This is a genomic window from Micrococcus sp. 63XJN7_8_ISO-PGPR-S23-253, assembly GCF_056173425.1.
On record NZ_CM149673.1, the window covers coordinates 2,234,890 to 2,251,709 of the forward strand.

Below are 16,820 nucleotides of genomic sequence, written 5' to 3' on the forward strand. Positions count from 1 at the left end.
GGCTTGGAAAAACCTGCTGTCCTGGCTCCCGTGGACGAGGCCTGCCTCCACCTCATCGTCGGCGGAGGCATCACCGGTCTCATCCACGCCCTCGCACTGACCGAAGCCGGGCACACCGTCACCGTCCTGGAGAAGGAGGAACACAGCACGACAGACCCCCGCACCATCGTCTTCACCCAGACCGACCTCCCCACGCTCGACGGGATCGGGATGGAGGGAGTCGTCCTCCGCGAGAGCGTGCCCTTCACCAAGCCCGTGCTCGACATCGGGACCAGAGGTATTCCAGAGCTCTTCAGGGCTCCTGCTCTCGCGGGATCTCGAATCATGCCCCGACAGAACCTGCACCGCCTGCTCGAGCACACGGCGTACTACCAGGGCATCGACGTCCGCAACGGCCACCACGTCACCGCCATCAAGAACACCCCGGGCGGGCTCCGGCTCACCATCGACGGCAGGCCCAACATCACGGCCTCACAAGTCGTGGGTGCCGACGGTGCCGACTCCACCGTTCGTCGAGAACTACATGAGCTGCGGGGGCCGAGGAAGAACGTCCGATACCGCAGACCCTCCGTCTGGGCCATCTCCGGGAAGACCCGGCTGAGGGGCGTGGAGCCTACTGCGCGTTCCGCGCTGGAGGACGGTCTGACCCTCACCGCGGCCATCGGCGAGTCCTGGTTCGTCGCCAAACTGGCCGATCTCGTCGAAGACGGCACCGTCTTCTGGAGCATCCGGTACGACGAACTGTCGCTCACTTCAGCGACCGAACAGTCCCCTCGCACCGGGCTGAGCCCTCTGCGGAGCGCCACCAGCCTCTTGAGCGAGCATGCCGCGAAGGCTGCCGACATCGTCGCCTCCGCCTACCTCACCACCCAGAGGAAGGTCACCGGCGTCAACCAGACGCGCCTGCGCAGGAGAAAGCGGTCAGCACTCATCGGACACGCACGCACCGGCGACTTGAAGCGCCCTGGGTTTCGTTCCGATCCAACTGAAGGAGAATCGGAACATGCCCAAGAAGTACACCCCCGAGCTGCGTGAGCGCGCTGTGCGGATGGTCCTGGAACGCCAAGCCGCTCAAGGAGGGCCTCGCTCGCACTCCATCCGAGCCATCGCCCCGCAGGTCGGAGTCGGTGAAGAGACGCTGCGCATCTGGTGCAACCGCCACGGCCACCAGATAGCACCAGCGCCTGCCGGCGAGAGCATGCAGGAGGAAAACAAGCGCCTCAAACGTGAGCTCGCTGAAGCCAGGCGCGCGAACGAGATCCTCAAAGCCGCCTCGGCTTTTTTCGCCAGGGAACTCGACCGCCCCACGACGAGATGATCCGGTTCATCGACGAACACCGCGATCAATTCGGGGTCGAGGCCATCTGTCGCACCCTGCGTGCGACGGAATGTGGGTTCATCACCTCCCGCGGCTACCGCGCCGCGAAGACACGACCCAGGTCTTCGAGAACGCTGCGGGACGGGATCCTCGTGGAGGAACTCCGCCGGATCCACGCGGAGAACTAGGGCATGTCTGACAATCGTTTTGACCATGCGAGCACAGCATTCAGGACCACAGCGGCCCTGTAGATGATCGCGTACTTGTCATACCGGGTCGCCAGACCCCGCCACTGCTTCAGGTGAGCGTACTGACGCTCGATGACGTTGCGGCCCTTGTAGGCGTCCGCGTCGAGGCTGACGGGGCGCCCGCCGCGGGCACCGCGCCGTCTGCGGTGGCCCTGCTGGTCGGCCGGTTCGGGGATGACCGCTTTGATCCCGCGGGCACGTAGGTGGGTGCGGATCGCCCGGGAGGAGTACGCCTTATCGCCCAGCACGGCCTCGGGGCGGGTCCGGGGCCGCCCTACTGGCCGGGTCACGCGCAGCTGCTCCAGAAGAGGAAGCAGCATCGGGGAGTCCCCTGCCTGGCCGGGGGTGATCAGGCTGACCAGCGGCAGCCCGGTCCCATCGACGAGCTGATGGATCTTCGTGCTCAGCCCGCCACGGGAGCGCCCGATGCCGTGATCGGCCGGCTCCTCACGCGGATTCTTGTAGTTCGATCCATCCCCCTGTGTGGCGGGTGATGTTCGTCGCGTGCTGGTGGGCGCGGGCGATCGTGGAGTCCACCGAGACCGACCAATCGATCAGGCCTTCGGCGTCAGCGGCGGCGGTCAGCGTGGCCAGCACCGTGTCCCAGGTGCCTTTCTCGGCCAAGCGCCGATGCCAGGTCCACACGGTCTGCCAGGGCCCGTAGACCTCGGGCAGATCCCTCCAAGCGATTCCGCACCGGTACCGGTAGATGATCGCCTCCACCATGGTGCGGGCGTCGGCGAACGGCCTGCCGGCGCGGCCGGTCCGGGTCGGGAGCATCGGGGCGATCAACTCCCATTGGGCGTCGGAGAGCATCTGGAACCGGGACATGTCCCCAGGGTCTCAGCTGACTCGTGCATCTATTCTCAGACACGCCCTAGGCGTCTACGGGGTCCGCAAGATGCACCACGCGATGCGCCGCGCCGGGTGGGAGATCGGCCGTGACCAGGTCGCCCGCCTGATGAAGCTCGCCGGCGTGGAAGGGGTTCGGCGCGGCCGCAAGCCGATCACCACGAGGCCGGCAGGCGAGCCGGATGCTCGTCCTGACCTCGTGGAGCGCTGCTTCACCGCCGAGCGGCCGAACCAGCTGTGGGTCGCTGACATCACCTACGTCAGGATCCTGGGCGGGTTCTGCTATGTCGCTTTCATCACCGACGTCTACTCCCGGCGCATCGTGGGATGGGCGGTCTCGGACAACCTTCACACCGCGGGGCTGCCGTTGCTCGCCCTTAAGCACGCACTGGTCTCCACCGGCGCCAGCCGCGACCGGCATGGCCTGGTGCACCACAGTGACAGGGGCAGCCAGGGTGGATTCAATCGGTCGTCGCAACACCCCCAGAATCATTGGAGGTATGGGCGATGGCCAGCAAGGACTGGGCGAGGAAGATCAGTGACGTGCCGGAGGGGACACGGCGGCAGTGGAGAGCGGATCGGGCCTTGCGGGCCCCGATGCGTTCTCCTGGCAGGCCGCAGCCCTCACGGGAGGTCCAACGCCAGTTCTGGCGGGTGATCGCCACTGGCGTCACCACGGTCGAGGCGTCCCTGAGTGTGGGCGTGTCCTGGCCCGTCGGGGCGCGCTGGTTCCGTCACGCTGGCGGGATGACCCCACTACCCCTGGTCGAGCCCACCGGCCGGTACCTGTCCTTCGCTGAGCGTGAGGAGATCGCGATCCTCCACGCCCAGGGCCACGGGGTGCGCCAGATCGGGCGTGCCCTGGGACGTGACCCGGGCACGATCAGTCGTGAGCTGCGCCGCAACTGCGCCACACGTTCCGGGGGGAAGGAGTACCGGGCCACGGTGGCGCAGTGGAAGGCCCAGCAGGCGGCCAGGCGCCCCAAGCCGGCGAAACTGGCCACGAACCAGCGGCTGCACGACTACGTCCAGGCACGGCTGAACGGGGTGGTTCTGGGCCCCGATGGCGTGGCCGTGCCAGGACCGGTCGGGCCCGGGTTCAAGGGGCGGAAGATGAAACCGCGCCGGGCGGACCGGCGGTGGTCTACGGCGTGGAGTCCTGAGCAGATCAGCCACCGGCTGCGCGTGGAGTTCCCGGATGATGAGTCCATGCGGATCTCTCATGAAGCGATCTACCAGTCGCTGTTCATCCAGGGGCGTGGGGCGCTCAAGCATGAGCTCGTCGCGTGCCTGCGTACCGGGCGGGCTCTGCGCGAGCCGCGGGCACGCACCCGGAACAAGCCCCAGGGCCACGTCACCGAGGACGTGGTGTTCAGCAAGCGCCCACCCGAGGCCGCTGATCGTGCTGTGCCCGGGCACTGGGAAGGGGACCTGATCATCGGGACCGGGCGTTCAGCGATCGGGACTCTGGCCGAGCGCAAGAGCCGGGCCACGATCCTGGTCCACTTGCCCCGCCTGCAGGGATGGGGTGAGCAGCCGCCGGTGAAGAACGGGCCCTCGCTGGGCGGGTACGGGGCCGAGGCGATGACCGCGGCCCTGATCAAGGCGATGGCGGACGTGCCGGAGCAGCTGCGGCAGAGCCTGACGTGGGACCGGGGCAAGGAGCTGGCCGGGCATGCCAGGTTCACGATGGACACGGGCACGAAGGTGTTCTTCGCCGACCCGCACTCACCATGGCAGCGGCCGACGAACGAGAACACGAACGGGGTGCTGCGGCAGTACTTCCCCAAGGGCACGGACCTGTCGAGGTGGTCGGCCCAGGACCTCGCAGCAGTCGCGTACACGCTGAACAACAGGCCCAGGAAGGTCCTGGACTGGAAGACGCCAGCGGAGGTCTTCGCCGAGCAGCTACGCTCGCTCACGACGAACGGTGTTGCAACGACCGGTTGAACCCGCCCAGTTCCGGTCACGGAAGTTCGTGCACGCCCTGAACCGTCATCACCTCATCGGCTCGATGGGCCAAGTCGGTGCTGCCGGAGACAACGCCGCCATGGAGTCCTTCTTCGCGCTGCTACAGAAGAACGTTCTGGACCGTAAGCGTTGGCGGACCCGAGAAGAGCTCCGAATCGCAATCATCACCTGGATCGAAAGGACGTATCACCGACACCGCCGACAGGCCCGCCTGGGCCGATTGACCCCCGTCGAATACGAGGCCATCATGAACCCGGCCGTGAGCCTCGCGGCCTGACACCCCAACTGTCACCTAAACGTGCGGCAGTCCCCTCAGAGGGCTGAGTAGGTTGGTCGTTGCAGACCGCGCATCTACGGGCGTCGTGACTATCCTGTCGCAGGCCCTGAAGTTTGGCGGAAGGCGGAGTGCCTCGGCGGTTGTTTCCGGACTACAGACTCCTTCGGGAGGAGCTGCCGTTTCTCAACTGCTAACCATCGCCGCACAACACCCTTCAGTGCAGATTCGCAAGGTAGCAGGCAAGAGCGACACTGGCTGATAGCCCGCGGTCGGCCTCCGAACTGGCCTATCTGCCCTGCGTACCGGCAGCCGACATCGTGCGGCCAGGTGGCATGACCTCATGAATCGCCTTCGAGGCATGAACGCGATCCCTTGTGCACCCCAGGGGCATATCTGCGGCACAGGGGTCAGGGCGGTCAGCCAGAGGTACTGACCGGCGACGTTGTCACCACCGCCAGCGATTGAGGACTACTTTTCGCAGACCTCGCCGATCATCCGGCTCTGCGAAGAGTTCGCCGCGTGTCGTGTGAAATCTTCGCTGCATCTCAACAACACCACCTCGCCTTCCCTTGTGCCCTGCGCCATCGCCCGGTTGTCGAGATGCAGCTGTCGAGATGCAGCGAAGATTTCACAAACGCGCGGATATGATTCATACGCGATTGAGCTCTCCAAGACTTGACACATATGGATAGACCGGATTATTGGGCACCGCCGCGTAACGCGCCACGCTCACGACTGGGTTCGCCCTTCCTTCGACGGCCGGAGGGGACTCAGGATGGGCCCATGGCCACATGGGAACCCGACGACGCAGGCGTCCTCCCCCTGCCCAGCGGACGACTGGTCCGCGGACGCCGATGGTCCGCACCCGTACAGCAAGAGCCCGACTGGGGGGGTCTACGCCCTGTGGCGCCGACCCCACCCCTCCCGGCCTCACGTCCGGGTGCCGTGGCCGGACTTCGGTCTGCCCCTCGACTCCCGCCAGGCCCGGGCCGCGATCGACCAGGCCTTGCAGCTCAGCACCCATCACCGGGTCGAAAGGTCAAGTCCCTGGAAGTGGTGTAACCGTCTTCGAGGCATGAGAATCAGGCCAGGGCCGGCATCACCTCCGTGCCCATCACGGTGCCCGGTTCTTGCGTGAGGGGCTCGCGGCAGCGGGCCAGCAGCTCGAGACCGAGGTACCGGCGGCCCTCGGCCCACTCATCCGTCTGCTCAGCCAACACGGCCCCCACGAGCCGCACCACGGCATCCCGGTTCGGGAAGATGCCCACCGCGTCCGTGCGGCGCCGGATCTCCCGATTCAGGCGCTCGGCAGGGTTGTTCGACCAGATCTGGGACCACACGTCCTTCGGGAACGAGATGAACGCGAGGATGTCCTCCCGAGCAGCATCGAGGTGCCCAGCCACGGCGGGCAACCGCTCGGCCACGTAGTCCAAGAGCCGGTCGAACTGGGCGTGCACCGCGGGCCCGTCAGGCTGGTCGTAGACGCTGTGGAGCATGGCCTTCACCGCCGGCCACATGGCCTTCGGGGTCACCGCCATCAGGTTCGCGGCATAGTGCGTGCGGCACCGCTGCCACACGGCCCCGGGCAGGTTCGCCGCGATGGCTTCGACCAGGCCACGGTGGGAGTCCGAAGTCACCAGTCTCACCCCGTGAAGGCCGCGGGCGACCAGATCAGCGAAGAACTCGTTCCACGCCGCGCCTGACTCCGTGGTGGCCACCCGCAGCCCGAGTACCTCACGTCGCCCGTCAGCGTTGACGCCGGTGGCGACCATGGCCACCGCGTTGATCACCCGACCACCCTCGCGAACCTTCATGGTCAGGGCGTCCGCGGCGAGGAACACGAACGGGCCGGCATCCCCCAGCGGGCGGTGCCGGAACGCGTCGATGTGCTCGTCCAGCTCGGCGGCCATCCGGCTGACCTGGGACTTCGAGAGCGAGTCGATGCCCAGCTGGCGCACGAGCTTGTCCATGCGTCGGGTGGAGACCCCAGCGAGGTAGCAGTCGGCGACGACCGTGATCAACGCGGACTCGGCCCGCTTGCGTCGCTCGAGCAGCCACTCTGGGAAGTACGTGCCGGCGCGCAGTTTCGGGATGGCCACGTCGATCGTGCCGGCGCGGGTGTCGAGGGGCCGGTGGCGGTACCCGTTGCGCTGTGCGGTGCGGGTATCAGAAGCGGTGCCGTACTCGGCGCCGCAGACCGCGTCTGCGTCAGCGCTGAGCAGGGCGTTGATCACGGTCTGCAGCAGGTGGCGCAACAAGTCCGGCGAGGCTTCGCCGATCGCTTCGCGTAGCAGGCGTTCAGGGTCGACAATGTGAGGAGCGGTCATCGTGGTGATGTCCCTTTCGAGAGTGCTGTGGAAGGTTCACTCGAAGGCTCCCACGGTGACCGCGTCCATGCTGGGGACGGTGTTGGCGGCCGGGGAGGGTTACACCACTATCAGGGACTCAACTGGGTCGAAATCGCCTATGGCGGCGGCCGAGACCGCACCGACACGATTCTGGCCACCCTGGCCTGCCACGAGGGTCTCGAACCAGAGGCCGCCATCCGGTGGGTCCGGGAGCACTACGACGCCCATGCGGTAGAGACCCCGTGGCAACGCCGATGGGTCAGAGCATCACGTAAGGGCGGGGAGGCCCGCTGAGCTGCCTGCTCCTTCCCCTCGCCCGCACGGCCCCTCTCAAGGATCTGGATAATCGCCCGACAGAAGTTCTGGAAATCTCCGACGAGCTTGGCATCGCCGCCGTCCCGCCCGCCCATGGGGCCAGCCCCCTACGCTGACCCCATGTGGACCCGCATTCACGCCCGTCTGGGGCTGACCGATCCAGAGCTCAAACCTGAGCACATCGAGGCCGCAGTACGCGAGAGTCTCAAGGAGGAAGAGGAACTGGACTGGAAGGTCCAGCTCCCCCTACCTGACGACCTCAAGGGTCCTGATCTGGAAGCCAAAGCCCGCGAGCTGGCGAAGGATGTCGCCGCCATGGCCAACGGAGACGGCGGCGTGATCGTGTACGGAGTGCAAGAGAAACGCTCCAACACGCCGATGGCGATCGTAAGCGTCGGGGAAGTCTCCGAAGTACAGGAGCTGCAGATCCGGCGCGCCATCCTGGCCCGCACCTACCCACCTGTCTCTGGCGTGCAGTTCGAACACGTGATCTGGGACGACGGGCGCCGGGTCCTGGCATTGCACGTGCCAGCCAGCCCGGAGGCACCGCACTTGATCCGCCCTCCCAAAGACAAGTCGGATCAGGGATGGTTCCAAGCCCCGTGGCGCAACGGCTCCCACACGGCGAACATGACCGAACGCCAGATCGAGGAGGCCTACCGACGGCGGGAGCAACGGCGACGCGAGCAACGCGCGAGCGTGAGCGAGCGATTTCACGACTTCGTGGTGGCCGTCGGCGCCGACCCTGAACTGGGCTCGAACGCACGCACTGTCAACGGCACGACTATCATGGGGCCGCCTCCCATCTGGATGACCGCCGTGGCCGTCCCGCTCCAACCGCGCGTCGACCCCCGTCGACTGAGCGCTATCGGGGCAACCCGGTTCCTGGACGCCGTGAAGGCCCGTCGGCCAGAGCAATCGTTCGAGGGTCTCAGCGCATTGAGGACATCCGCCTTCTCCGAGCTGCGGCGGGGGTTGGGCCTGTACCACCACACCTACCTCCCCCGCCCCGACTACCCCCAAGGCGCCCGCCTGGAAATCCACGGGGACGGCGGCTTAGGTCTGGGCGTGACTCGAGACGGCAGATTCGGCAGGGATGACCTCACCCCGGAATTCGTGGCAGCCGAGGACGCCGAAACCCTCGCCTGGGACTTGACGGCCATGCTGGTGCGAACCGTCGAGGCCGGCAACGTGAGCGGCGACTTCCTTGTGAAGTTCGGCCCCTCCCGGCCACCAGAGGGGATCCGACGGCGCAGCTGGATGGGAAGCATGTACGCATCCATCAGCGACGACGACCGTCTTCGCGGGCTCAAGGCCGTATCGGGGACCGCAGTGGCCACACACGGCCGCCGGGAGCTTGTGCGCAGTGTGTGGGAACTGCTGGAGGACTTCTTGTCCCAGCGGGGTGCTCTGCCCAGCATCACGGCGGATCAGTTCGCCACGGCACTCGCCCTGGAGGATGACTAAGCCGCCAGCAGCTCCCTGGCCAATCCCTGGGCGATCTCGAGGCTCCGGCCATCCGGGTCGACGCCGCGCTGCGCGATTGCCCCCTCGAGCAGCAGGAACACATGCTCGGCCAGACGCTGAGCAGCCTCCTTGCCGCGCTCGGCCGCGATCAGGCGCTGGACTTTCTCCCGTACGGCCTGCTTGTGTTCCCGGATGACGGTCAGGCCAGGGTGGTCCCCCCGCAGTTCAGCGGCCGCGTTGAGGAACGCGCACCCGTGCAGGGCACCATCGGCGTCATCGCGGTAGGAGTCGAACACCGCCAGCACCCGCGGCTCCGGCGCCACGGCCAGGCGCTCCTGCAGGCGCACCCACCACCGCTCGTGACGCTGACGCAGGTAGGCCTCCACGAGGGCCTCCTTGGACCCGAACCGGTTGTAGAGGGTGCGCTTGGTCATGCCCGCCTCCGCGGCGATCGCCTCCACCCCCACCGCGTGGATCCCCTGGGCGTAGAACAGCCGTTCCGCCGCGTCCAGGATGCGACGGGCCCCCGGCGTGAGCGCCGGCGTCTGAACCTGAGCCATGGGACCTCCTCGTTGACTTCACCGACCAGTGTACGTAGTCTCCTGCAGAATTCACCGATCGGTGAATTCTCTTTGTCGGGCGGCCACGCCCAGATAGGACCGCCGCGATGTCCCGCACCGAGACCACCCCCGTCGGACGGGCCGACAACGGCGCCCGCCCCCTCACCCCTCGGGCCACAGTGGCGCTCACGGCGGCCGGCGCGAGCCTCATCGCCGCCTGCTATGGGCTTGCCCGCTTCGCCTACGGCTTGTTCTTGCCCGCCTTCCGCGAGGCGTTCGCGCTGGACGCGGCCACCGCCGGGCTGATCGCCTCGGCCAGCTACACGGCCTACTGCGTGGGCATCCTGGCCGCTACGGCCCTGACGCCGCGGGTTGGGGCACGCCCGGTGGCGGTGACCGCGGGGGCGTTGGCCACGGCCGGGTGCGCGATGATCGCCGCGACCCCTTCAGCGTTGGTCCTCGGGGTCGGGGTGGCGGTGGCCGGCTCCAGCACGGGCGTGGCCTCCCCGCCCCTGGCCCGCGCGGTCTCCGAGCACGTGACGGCGGCCCGGCAGGACCGGGTCCAGACGGTGGTGAACGCCGGCACCGGGGTAGGGGTGATGGTCTCCGGCCCCGTCGCCCTGCTGACCCAGGAGCAGTGGCGCACCGGATGGTGGATCTTCACCGCCCTGGCCGCGCTGGTCACCCTCTGGATCTGGAGGACCGTGCCCGCCGGCCGGCAGGGGGCCGCCCGCGCAAAGGCAGAGTCTGCGCAGGCCGACGGGCGGCCCCCACTGTTTCCGCCGGGCGCGTGGGCCCTGGTCACCGCCTCCGCGGTCATGGGAGCTTCCAGCGCGGCGGGGTGGACGTTCGGTCAGGACTTCCTGCAGACCGCCGGCGGTCACGGGCCCGGTCTGGCTACGGCGGCGTGGATCGTGCTGGGTGCGTGCGGGTTGGCCGGGGCGGCCGCCGGGGATCTCGTGGGACGGATGTCCCTGCCCACCGCCTGGACCGGACTGATGGCCGTCTTCGCTGCGGCGACCGCGGCGTGGGCGCTGTGGCCGCAGGACCCGGTGGTTGCCGTCGCCGCCTCAGGCGCATTCGGAGCGATTTACATCGCCCTGACCGGGGTGCTGCTGCTCTGGGGCACGCGCCTCTATCCCGGCCGCGCCTCCACCGGGGTGGGTCTGGCGTTCTTGGCCATCGCCGCCGGCCAGGCCGCGGCCTCCCCCGCTCTGGGCGCCCTGGCGGGGGCCGCGGACATGCGCCTGGCGTTTCTGATCGCCGCCGGAGCCGGGGTGGCCGGCGCGATGCTGCGTCCATCACGGGCTCACACACGCACGTGAGGGTCATTCCCCCGCGGGAAGGTGCCTGCAGGACGCGATCCAGCACGGGGCGGTCTGAGTGATGGCGACCTGGCGAGCGACGACCAGGAAGGACGCCGCGGCCAAGGCCACGACCATGGTCCGCGCGTCGGCGGGAGGGCAGGTCACTCCAGACGACGCAGCGCCGCCTCGATGAGGGCACGCCCGTTGCCCTCTGTAAGTGCGCCCAGGAACACGGCCTGCGCAGCACCGTCGGACAACAGAACGAGCTCCCAGGCCACTGAACCCGGGTCGGCCACCTGGGGGCACTGAGCGGCAAGACAGGCCGCCACTGCGTCGACGAGGCCCTTCTTCGCCTCGGCGAGGAGGTCGGCGATCCAGGGGTCGGACACCGCCGCAGCCACATAGGAGTAGTAGACGGCCATCCCGGTCCGAGACGACGCCGCCGGGCCGAAGGCGTGCATCAGCAGGGACTTCAGCGTGGTCGGATCGTCGCGGGGCCCCAGTGCTTCGGAGTGGTGATCAGCCGCACCACGCAGCATCAGCTCCGCACTGGCACGGACGAGCTCCGTCTTCGCCGTGAAGTAGTACTGGACCCGCCCGGGCGAGACACCGGCCGCCTCCGCCACGGACCGTACGCTGACAGCGGCGATTCCCCTGGTGGCGATCACCTGCCAGACGCCGGCCAAGATCTCTTCTCTTTTGCCCTGATCCATGTTGACCATCCTATCGATACGAACGTATCCTTACCGTCATGCAATACAAACGTATCGTTCAGCGGGTGGGTCGTGTGATGAAGGTGGTGGCCGTCGCGGTCATCCTGGGCCTCGCCGCCAGCAAGGTGGTGGATCTCTTCACCGCCGACCCACAAGTCGGGCACTGGCGCACTCAGGAGGCGCGGTCCGCCTATGAGAGGGCCTACCGCGACGTCCTCGCCGGTCTGCCGGCACCAGACGTCACACGCGAGGTGAAGACGGACTACGGCATTGTCCATGCCCTCGTGTGGAACGGCCCCGACGACGCCGGAGCACCAGTCCTCCTCATGCCCGGCCGGTCCAGCGGTGCACCGATGTGGGCCGAAAATCTGCCGTCGTGGATCGGACAGCGCACTGTCATCGCACTCGATCCGATCGGGGATGCCGGCCTGAGCGCACAATCGATGCCCCTGGGAGAGCCCGCAGATCAGGGCGCATGGGTGTCCCAAGCCATCGACGGGTTAGGCATGAACACGGTCCACGTGGTCGGTCACAGCTTCGGTGGCGCCACCGCGACCGAGCTGGCCCTGGCCCACCCAGAACAGGTCGCTTCCCTCACCCTGCTCGAGCCGATCATGGCCGCCAGCGGAATGCCGGCCTCGATCTACTTCTGGTCGACCATCGCAGCACTCCCCACCCCGCAGTCCTGGCAGGACCGCGCGCTGGCGGAGATCGGGGGCACCACAACAGACGACGTCGCCGAACGCTCTCCGATGTCCGTGATGATCAGCGAGGCAACGCAGGGGTATACGGCTGCGCTGCCCATGCCGCGCACCTTGACGGACGATCAGTGGCGTTCCTTGACGATGCCGGTGAGGCTCGACATCGGCGGCGAATCAGCACTCGCCGGCGGTCCGGGTGCCGCGGAACGCGTCACCAGGCTCGTTTCACAAGCCGAGGTCACCGTGTGGCCTGGGGGCACGCACTCGCTGCCCATGGACGAGGCAGACGCGCTAGGACGGGAGCTTCTCGACTTCTGGGACGCCAGCGAGGGGCGGTGAGCCGGTCGGGACTGCTGCACGGATAGGTGACAGGGTGGGTCAGGCTGCCTGAGCGGCCGGTGCGGTCATGATGGTCTCGTATTCAACGGGAGTCAATCGGCCCAGGGCTGTCTGCCTGCGCCGGCGGTGGTAGGTCCGCTCAATCCAGGTGACGATCGCGATCCGCAGCTCCTGGCGAGTGGCCCAGGTGCGACGGTCCAGGACGTTCTTCTGCAGCAGCGCGAAGAAGCTCTCCATGGCCGCGTTGTCACCGGCGGCACCGACCTTGCCCATCGAACCGACCATGTCGTGGTGGTGCAGGGCGCGGACGAATTTCCTGGACCGAAATTGCGATCCGCGGTCTGTGTGCAGGATACAGCCGGCCACCTCGGTGCGTCTGGCCACGGCATTGTTTAGCGCATTCACGGCCAGGCGCGACTTCATCCGGTCGCTGATCGAGTAGCCCACGATCCGGTTGGAGTACACGTCCTTGACCGCGCACAGGTAGAGCTTGCCTTGACCGGTGCGGTGTTCGGTGATGTCGGCCAACCAGAGTTCGTTCGGGGCGTCGGCGGTGAAATCGCGTTTCACCAGATCGTCGTGGACCGGTGGGCCCGGCTTCTTGCCGTTCTTGCCGCGCTTCTTGCCGAACGCGCTCCACCAGCCGTTGGCCGAGCACACCCGCCACATCGTCCGGTCACACGCGGCGTGGCCGGCGTCTCGGGCCTCATCGGCCAGGTACCGGTAGCCGAACTCGGGGTCGTCGCGATGGGCGTCGAACAACGCGTTGGCCAGGTACGCCTCGGCCAGTTCGGCGTCGGTGACCGGGGTGGCGCGCCAGCGGTAGTAGGGGCTGGCGGGCGAGCTTGAGGACCCGGCACGTCACCGTGACGGGGATCCCGTCGGCGGCCAGCTCACGGACGAGCGGGTATTTCATTTTCCCGGCAGGTTCGCCTGGGACAGATAGGCCGCCGCCCGGCGCAGAACCTCGTTCTCCTGCTCCAGCAGCCGGATGCGCTTCTTGGCCTCCCGGAGCTCGGCGTGCTCGGCGGCGCTCGTTCCGGGTGTGGAGCCCTCTTCCACGTCCGCCCGGCGCATCCAGTTGCGCAGGCAGGACTCGGCAATGCCGAAGTCCGCGGCGATCTGCTTGATGGTCTGGCCAGGTTCACGATCGCGGACGACGCGCACGACGTCGTCGCGGAACTCCTGGGGATAGGGCTTGGGCACGGTGTTCATCCTTCCAGCAACGCCTCACAGCGTCACAGATCAGATGTCACCTATCCGTGCAGCAGTCCCTTGCCATCGTGCGACTACGCGCCGTGAGGGCCAGGGGACGCACGCGGGCCTCCTGAGTGGGCGCGTCGATTGAAGCGTCGGAACAGCAGGGGGCGCCCCCTGCCGCGTGGTGGGGCCGAGCCATCGCCCGACCCCGCCGCGAGGCACGAGTCACGCCGCGTGGGGCTCGTCGGAACGCAGTTGCCCGGCCAGTGCCAGGACGCCGGCCAAGGCCAGCGGGACCATCCCCGCGGCCACGAACAGTGCTCCTGGGGCGACGGCGGCGGAGACCGCCCCCACGAGCCCGACGGACAGCGGCATGAACGCGATCGAAACGAAGAAGTCCAGGCTCGCCACCCGTCCGAGCATGTCCAAGGGCACGTGCGCCTGGAGGACGGTCCCCCAGATCACCATGCCCACTCCGATGCCGGCCCCGTAGAGCATCAGACCGGCCCCGATGATCCAGGGGTTCAGCGTCCAAGCAGGCAGGGCCAGCGGGACACAGGCCAGAGCCCAGACTCCCACCATTACGGGCAGGAACCGCCGCGGCGCCTCCATGCCGCCAGCAAGCAGCGAGCCGACCAGCCCGCCGACGCCCAGCGCCGCCAGCACCGCCCCGTAGACCGCGGCACCGTTCTCGTGGCCGTCGCGCAGCAGCACCGGCAGCAGCACCTCGAGGACGCCGGTCGTCACCAGGCCCATGACGGCGGCGAACAGGACGCTGCTCCTCACCCAGCGCGTCCGGAGGACGTACGTGAATCCCTCGGCCAGGTCCCGGAACGGGTGCTGAGGCGCCGCATTCGTATCTGGAGGGCCCACCGCAGGCAGGCGGGCGGCCAGCACCGCGCCGGCCGCGAGCGAAAGGGCAATGAGCAGCCCGCCCGCAGGAGGTGTCGTCGCACCGATGACCGCCCCGGTCAGGGCTGGTGCCAGGGCCTGACCGACGACGGGCCGCGTCGCCCCCTCGAGGCCGTTCACGGCCATCAGCTGCTCTTCCTCGACGAGCAGCGGCACCAACGCCGTGTAGGCCGGGAAGAAGAACGCCGTCGATGCCCCGACGATCAGTGCTGACAATCCCAGGAGCCAGTACTGAACGGCCCCCATCGTGGCGAGGCCGGAGACGACACCGGCCGCCACCGCATTGACGACCAGGACGGCCACCAGGATCCCCTTCTTCGACAGGCGATCGGCGACGACGCCGGCCGGCAGTGAGGCAGCCAGCAGGCCGACACCGCTCCACATGACGACGCCGGCCAGCGTCGGCGGATCAGCTCCGAGCTCCAGCACTTGCATGGCCAGGTACAGGTTCCAGGCACCCTGGCCGAAGATGGCCAGCACCATCGCCAGGAACAGCGGCCGATACCGGGGAGAGGACAGAGGTGCCAGTGCGGTGATCGAGGTCAACGGCTCACCCCCTCGGTGCTCAGCTCGAGACGCGGCCAGTCGGTCAGGTCTCGGAGCATCTGGCGGTCGTGAGTGGCCACCACCACGGCCGCCCGGGTCTCCCGGATGGCGTCCGTGAGCTCGTCCACCAGCGCGGCGGAGAGGTGGTTGGTCGGCTCGTCGAGCATCAACAGGTCCGGCTGTTCAGCCAGGCACAGCGCCAGGTGGAGCCTTCGCTGCTGCCCCTGAGACATCCGCCCAACGGGCGTGTCCAGGCTCCGCGGTTCTAGCAGGCCCAATGACCCGAGTGACGGCACACCGTTGTTCCTCGCCATCAGACCGTTGCGGTGCAGGTGCGCCTCGAACGCCTGCCGCGCCGTGTGTCGCGGGTTCCATGCGGGCACTTCCTGGGCGAGCAGCGCGATCTTCGCGCCCGTGTGCCGCAGGATGCGGCCGGCAGTGGGCTCGAGGATGCCGGCGAGGACCTGGAGCAACGTGGACTTGCCGGCGCCGTTCGGGCCGGTGAGCAGCAGGCGATCCCCGCCGTGGAGCTCGACGGAGGCCGGCCCGTGGAGGCGGCCGGCCAGGCCGACCCCCTCCGCACTGAGCAGTGGCCGGCCTGCCCTGGTCGTCGAGGCCGGCCACGTCAGGGACCGGGGCGGGTCCGGCACGGTGATCTCGTGCGCCGCCAGATCCCGCATCCTGCGGTTGAAGGTTTGGACCACGCCGCCGGCGCGAGTGGCCCGCTGGTGCTTGCCCGTCCCCTTGTCCGGACGCCACCGGTCCTGGAGACGTCCGCGGGCGGCCTCGGCCGCGCTGGTGAGGGCGGCGTGTTCGGCCAGCTGCTGCTCATGCTCCTGTTCCCAGGCGGCCCGCTCGGCACGCCGCCCCTTCTCCCAGGCCTCATAGCCTCCGGTGTACTGCCGGGGGCGACCGTCACGAGTGGGATCCAGGTCGAGGAAGACGTCGGCGACGTCCTTCATCAGTGCGCGGTCATGGGTGACCACGGCGAACCCCCCAGCGTGCTCCCTCAGTGCCCGTGTCAGGTACTCCAGGGCCCCGGCGTCGAGATGGTTGGTGGGCTCGTCCAGCAAGAGCAGGTCCACCGCAGAGCCCAGGACGACGGCCAGCCGGACGCGGTACCGCTGTCCGACGGACAGTGCCCGCAGCGGACAAGCCCGATCCGTGCAGGCGGACAGGCCGTGCAACGCGAGGTCGATGCGCCGCTCGGCGTCCCAGGCGTCGAGGGCGGTGGCCGTCTCCAGCGCTCGGGCGTAGGCGTCATCGGCTCCAGGCCTGCCCTCTGCCATGGCGAGGGTGGCCTCCTCGAGGCGGTCCAGGACACGGAGGGACTCGCCGATGGAGTCGTGGACGAGGTCACCGACCGTGCGGTCGTCGTCCACGTCGAGGTCCTGTTCGACGAGGGCGACCGTCCCTGCGCGGGTCACGGTGCCGGAGTCCGGCATCAGGGTGCCGGCGAGCACATGCAGCAGCGTGGTCTTGCCGCGGCCGTTCTCACCGACGACGGCCAGCCGGGATCCGGCGGAGACCGTGACGTCCACGTCGTTCAGCACGGTTCGATCGCCCAGGGTGAGGGTGATGCTCTCGGCTCGGATGTGGGCGGCGCTGCCTGCAGGCAGGGCAGGGGTGTTCAGAGGGGTCAGGGTCATCGTGGTCTCTCAGCTCGTCATGGAGCCGGGCAGCACGAGAAAGCCGCCCGGCAGGGTGCCAGGACGGCGAGCGGGTTTCGTCAGGAGTGGTCCGCCG

At 68.3% G+C, this 16,820-nt stretch carries 12 protein-coding genes and 3 pseudogenes; 8 read left to right on the forward strand and 7 right to left on the reverse strand.

What is annotated here, in order from left to right; genetic code table 11:
• The first annotated feature begins 30 nt into the window (after window positions 1-30).
• A complete protein-coding gene (locus AC0VX4_RS10280; RefSeq protein WP_017489778.1) occupies window positions 31-1,035 on the forward strand; it encodes an FAD-dependent oxidoreductase in 1,005 nt (334 codons plus the stop codon).
• Window positions 1,004-1,318, forward strand: coding sequence for a transposase (locus tag AC0VX4_RS10285; RefSeq protein ID WP_141842676.1), 315 nt, complete (start codon window positions 1,004-1,006; stop codon window positions 1,316-1,318). The genes AC0VX4_RS10280 and AC0VX4_RS10285 overlap by 32 nt, the downstream gene beginning before the upstream one ends.
• Window positions 1,319-1,502: 184 nt before the next feature.
• Here AC0VX4_RS10285 and AC0VX4_RS10290 read toward each other — a convergent pair.
• Window positions 1,503-2,397, reverse strand: a protein-coding gene (locus AC0VX4_RS10290; protein ID WP_102708846.1) for an IS5 family transposase whose coding sequence is annotated in 2 segments (ribosomal slippage) — window positions 1,503-2,039 and window positions 2,041-2,397 — 894 coding nt in all. Because the reading frame shifts where the segments join, the coding sequence is not laid out codon by codon here.
• A gap of 52 nt (window positions 2,398-2,449) precedes the next feature.
• Between AC0VX4_RS10290 and AC0VX4_RS10295 the strand changes: the two are divergent.
• From AC0VX4_RS10295 to AC0VX4_RS10305, 3 genes and pseudogenes are all read left to right on the forward strand, one after another.
• Window positions 2,450-2,872: pseudogene (locus AC0VX4_RS10295) on the forward strand (transposase); the annotation flags it as partial.
• Between the two features lie 53 nt (window positions 2,873-2,925).
• Window positions 2,926-4,368 carry an IS30 family transposase gene (locus AC0VX4_RS10300; protein ID WP_475464340.1) on the forward strand — a complete coding sequence of 481 codons (1,443 nt, stop codon included), beginning with the start codon at window positions 2,926-2,928 and terminating at the stop codon, window positions 4,366-4,368.
• A 4-nt stretch (window positions 4,369-4,372) separates the two neighbouring features.
• Window positions 4,373-4,666, forward strand: a pseudogene (locus tag AC0VX4_RS10305) (integrase core domain-containing protein); the annotation flags it as partial.
• Between the two features lie 1,082 nt (window positions 4,667-5,748).
• Here the strand turns inward: AC0VX4_RS10305 and AC0VX4_RS10310 are convergent.
• Complete coding sequence (locus AC0VX4_RS10310; RefSeq protein WP_031943898.1) at window positions 5,749-6,993, reverse strand: IS256 family transposase; 1,245 nt, start codon at window positions 6,991-6,993, stop codon at window positions 5,749-5,751.
• A 456-nt stretch (window positions 6,994-7,449) separates the two neighbouring features.
• On the opposite strand from AC0VX4_RS10310, the gene AC0VX4_RS10315 reads away from it, so the two are divergent.
• Entirely contained in the window at window positions 7,450-8,796 is a 1,347-nt protein-coding gene (locus AC0VX4_RS10315; RefSeq protein WP_181743457.1) for an AlbA family DNA-binding domain-containing protein, read from the forward strand.
• Here AC0VX4_RS10315 and AC0VX4_RS10320 read toward each other — a convergent pair.
• Window positions 8,793-9,356: a TetR/AcrR family transcriptional regulator gene (locus AC0VX4_RS10320; RefSeq protein WP_141842689.1), complete on the reverse strand. Its 564-nt coding sequence runs from the start codon at window positions 9,354-9,356 to the stop codon at window positions 8,793-8,795. The genes AC0VX4_RS10315 and AC0VX4_RS10320 overlap by 4 nt on opposite strands.
• Before the next feature lie 107 nt (window positions 9,357-9,463).
• Between AC0VX4_RS10320 and AC0VX4_RS10325 the strand changes: the two genes are divergently transcribed.
• Window positions 9,464-10,681 (forward strand): MFS transporter, encoded by a 1,218-nt coding sequence (locus AC0VX4_RS10325; protein ID WP_141842686.1) that lies wholly within the window; start codon window positions 9,464-9,466, stop codon window positions 10,679-10,681.
• A gap of 143 nt (window positions 10,682-10,824) precedes the next feature.
• Here AC0VX4_RS10325 and AC0VX4_RS10330 read toward each other — a convergent pair whose 3' ends face one another.
• Window positions 10,825-11,376 (reverse strand): TetR/AcrR family transcriptional regulator, encoded by a 552-nt coding sequence (locus AC0VX4_RS10330; protein WP_181743456.1) that lies wholly within the window; start codon window positions 11,374-11,376, stop codon window positions 10,825-10,827.
• A gap of 38 nt (window positions 11,377-11,414) precedes the next feature.
• Here AC0VX4_RS10330 and AC0VX4_RS10335 point away from each other — a divergent pair, with 38 nt between their 5' ends.
• Window positions 11,415-12,416, forward strand: a complete 1,002-nt coding sequence (locus AC0VX4_RS10335; protein WP_270618461.1) for an alpha/beta fold hydrolase — start codon at window positions 11,415-11,417, stop codon at window positions 12,414-12,416.
• A 39-nt stretch (window positions 12,417-12,455) separates the two neighbouring features.
• On the opposite strand, the pseudogene AC0VX4_RS10340 reads toward AC0VX4_RS10335, so the two are convergent.
• From AC0VX4_RS10340 to AC0VX4_RS10350, 3 genes and pseudogenes are all read right to left on the reverse strand, one after another.
• Window positions 12,456-13,622: pseudogene (locus AC0VX4_RS10340) on the reverse strand (IS3 family transposase).
• Window positions 13,623-13,841: 219 nt separating this feature from the next.
• Entirely contained in the window at window positions 13,842-15,074 is a 1,233-nt protein-coding gene (locus tag AC0VX4_RS10345) for an MFS transporter (RefSeq protein ID WP_240009023.1), read from the reverse strand.
• On the reverse strand, window positions 15,071-16,723 hold the full coding sequence (locus tag AC0VX4_RS10350; RefSeq protein WP_135019341.1) for an ABC-F family ATP-binding cassette domain-containing protein: 1,653 nt from the start codon (window positions 16,721-16,723) through the stop codon (window positions 15,071-15,073). The genes AC0VX4_RS10345 and AC0VX4_RS10350 overlap by 4 nt, the downstream gene beginning before the upstream one ends.
• Window positions 16,724-16,820: the final 97 nt, after the last annotated feature.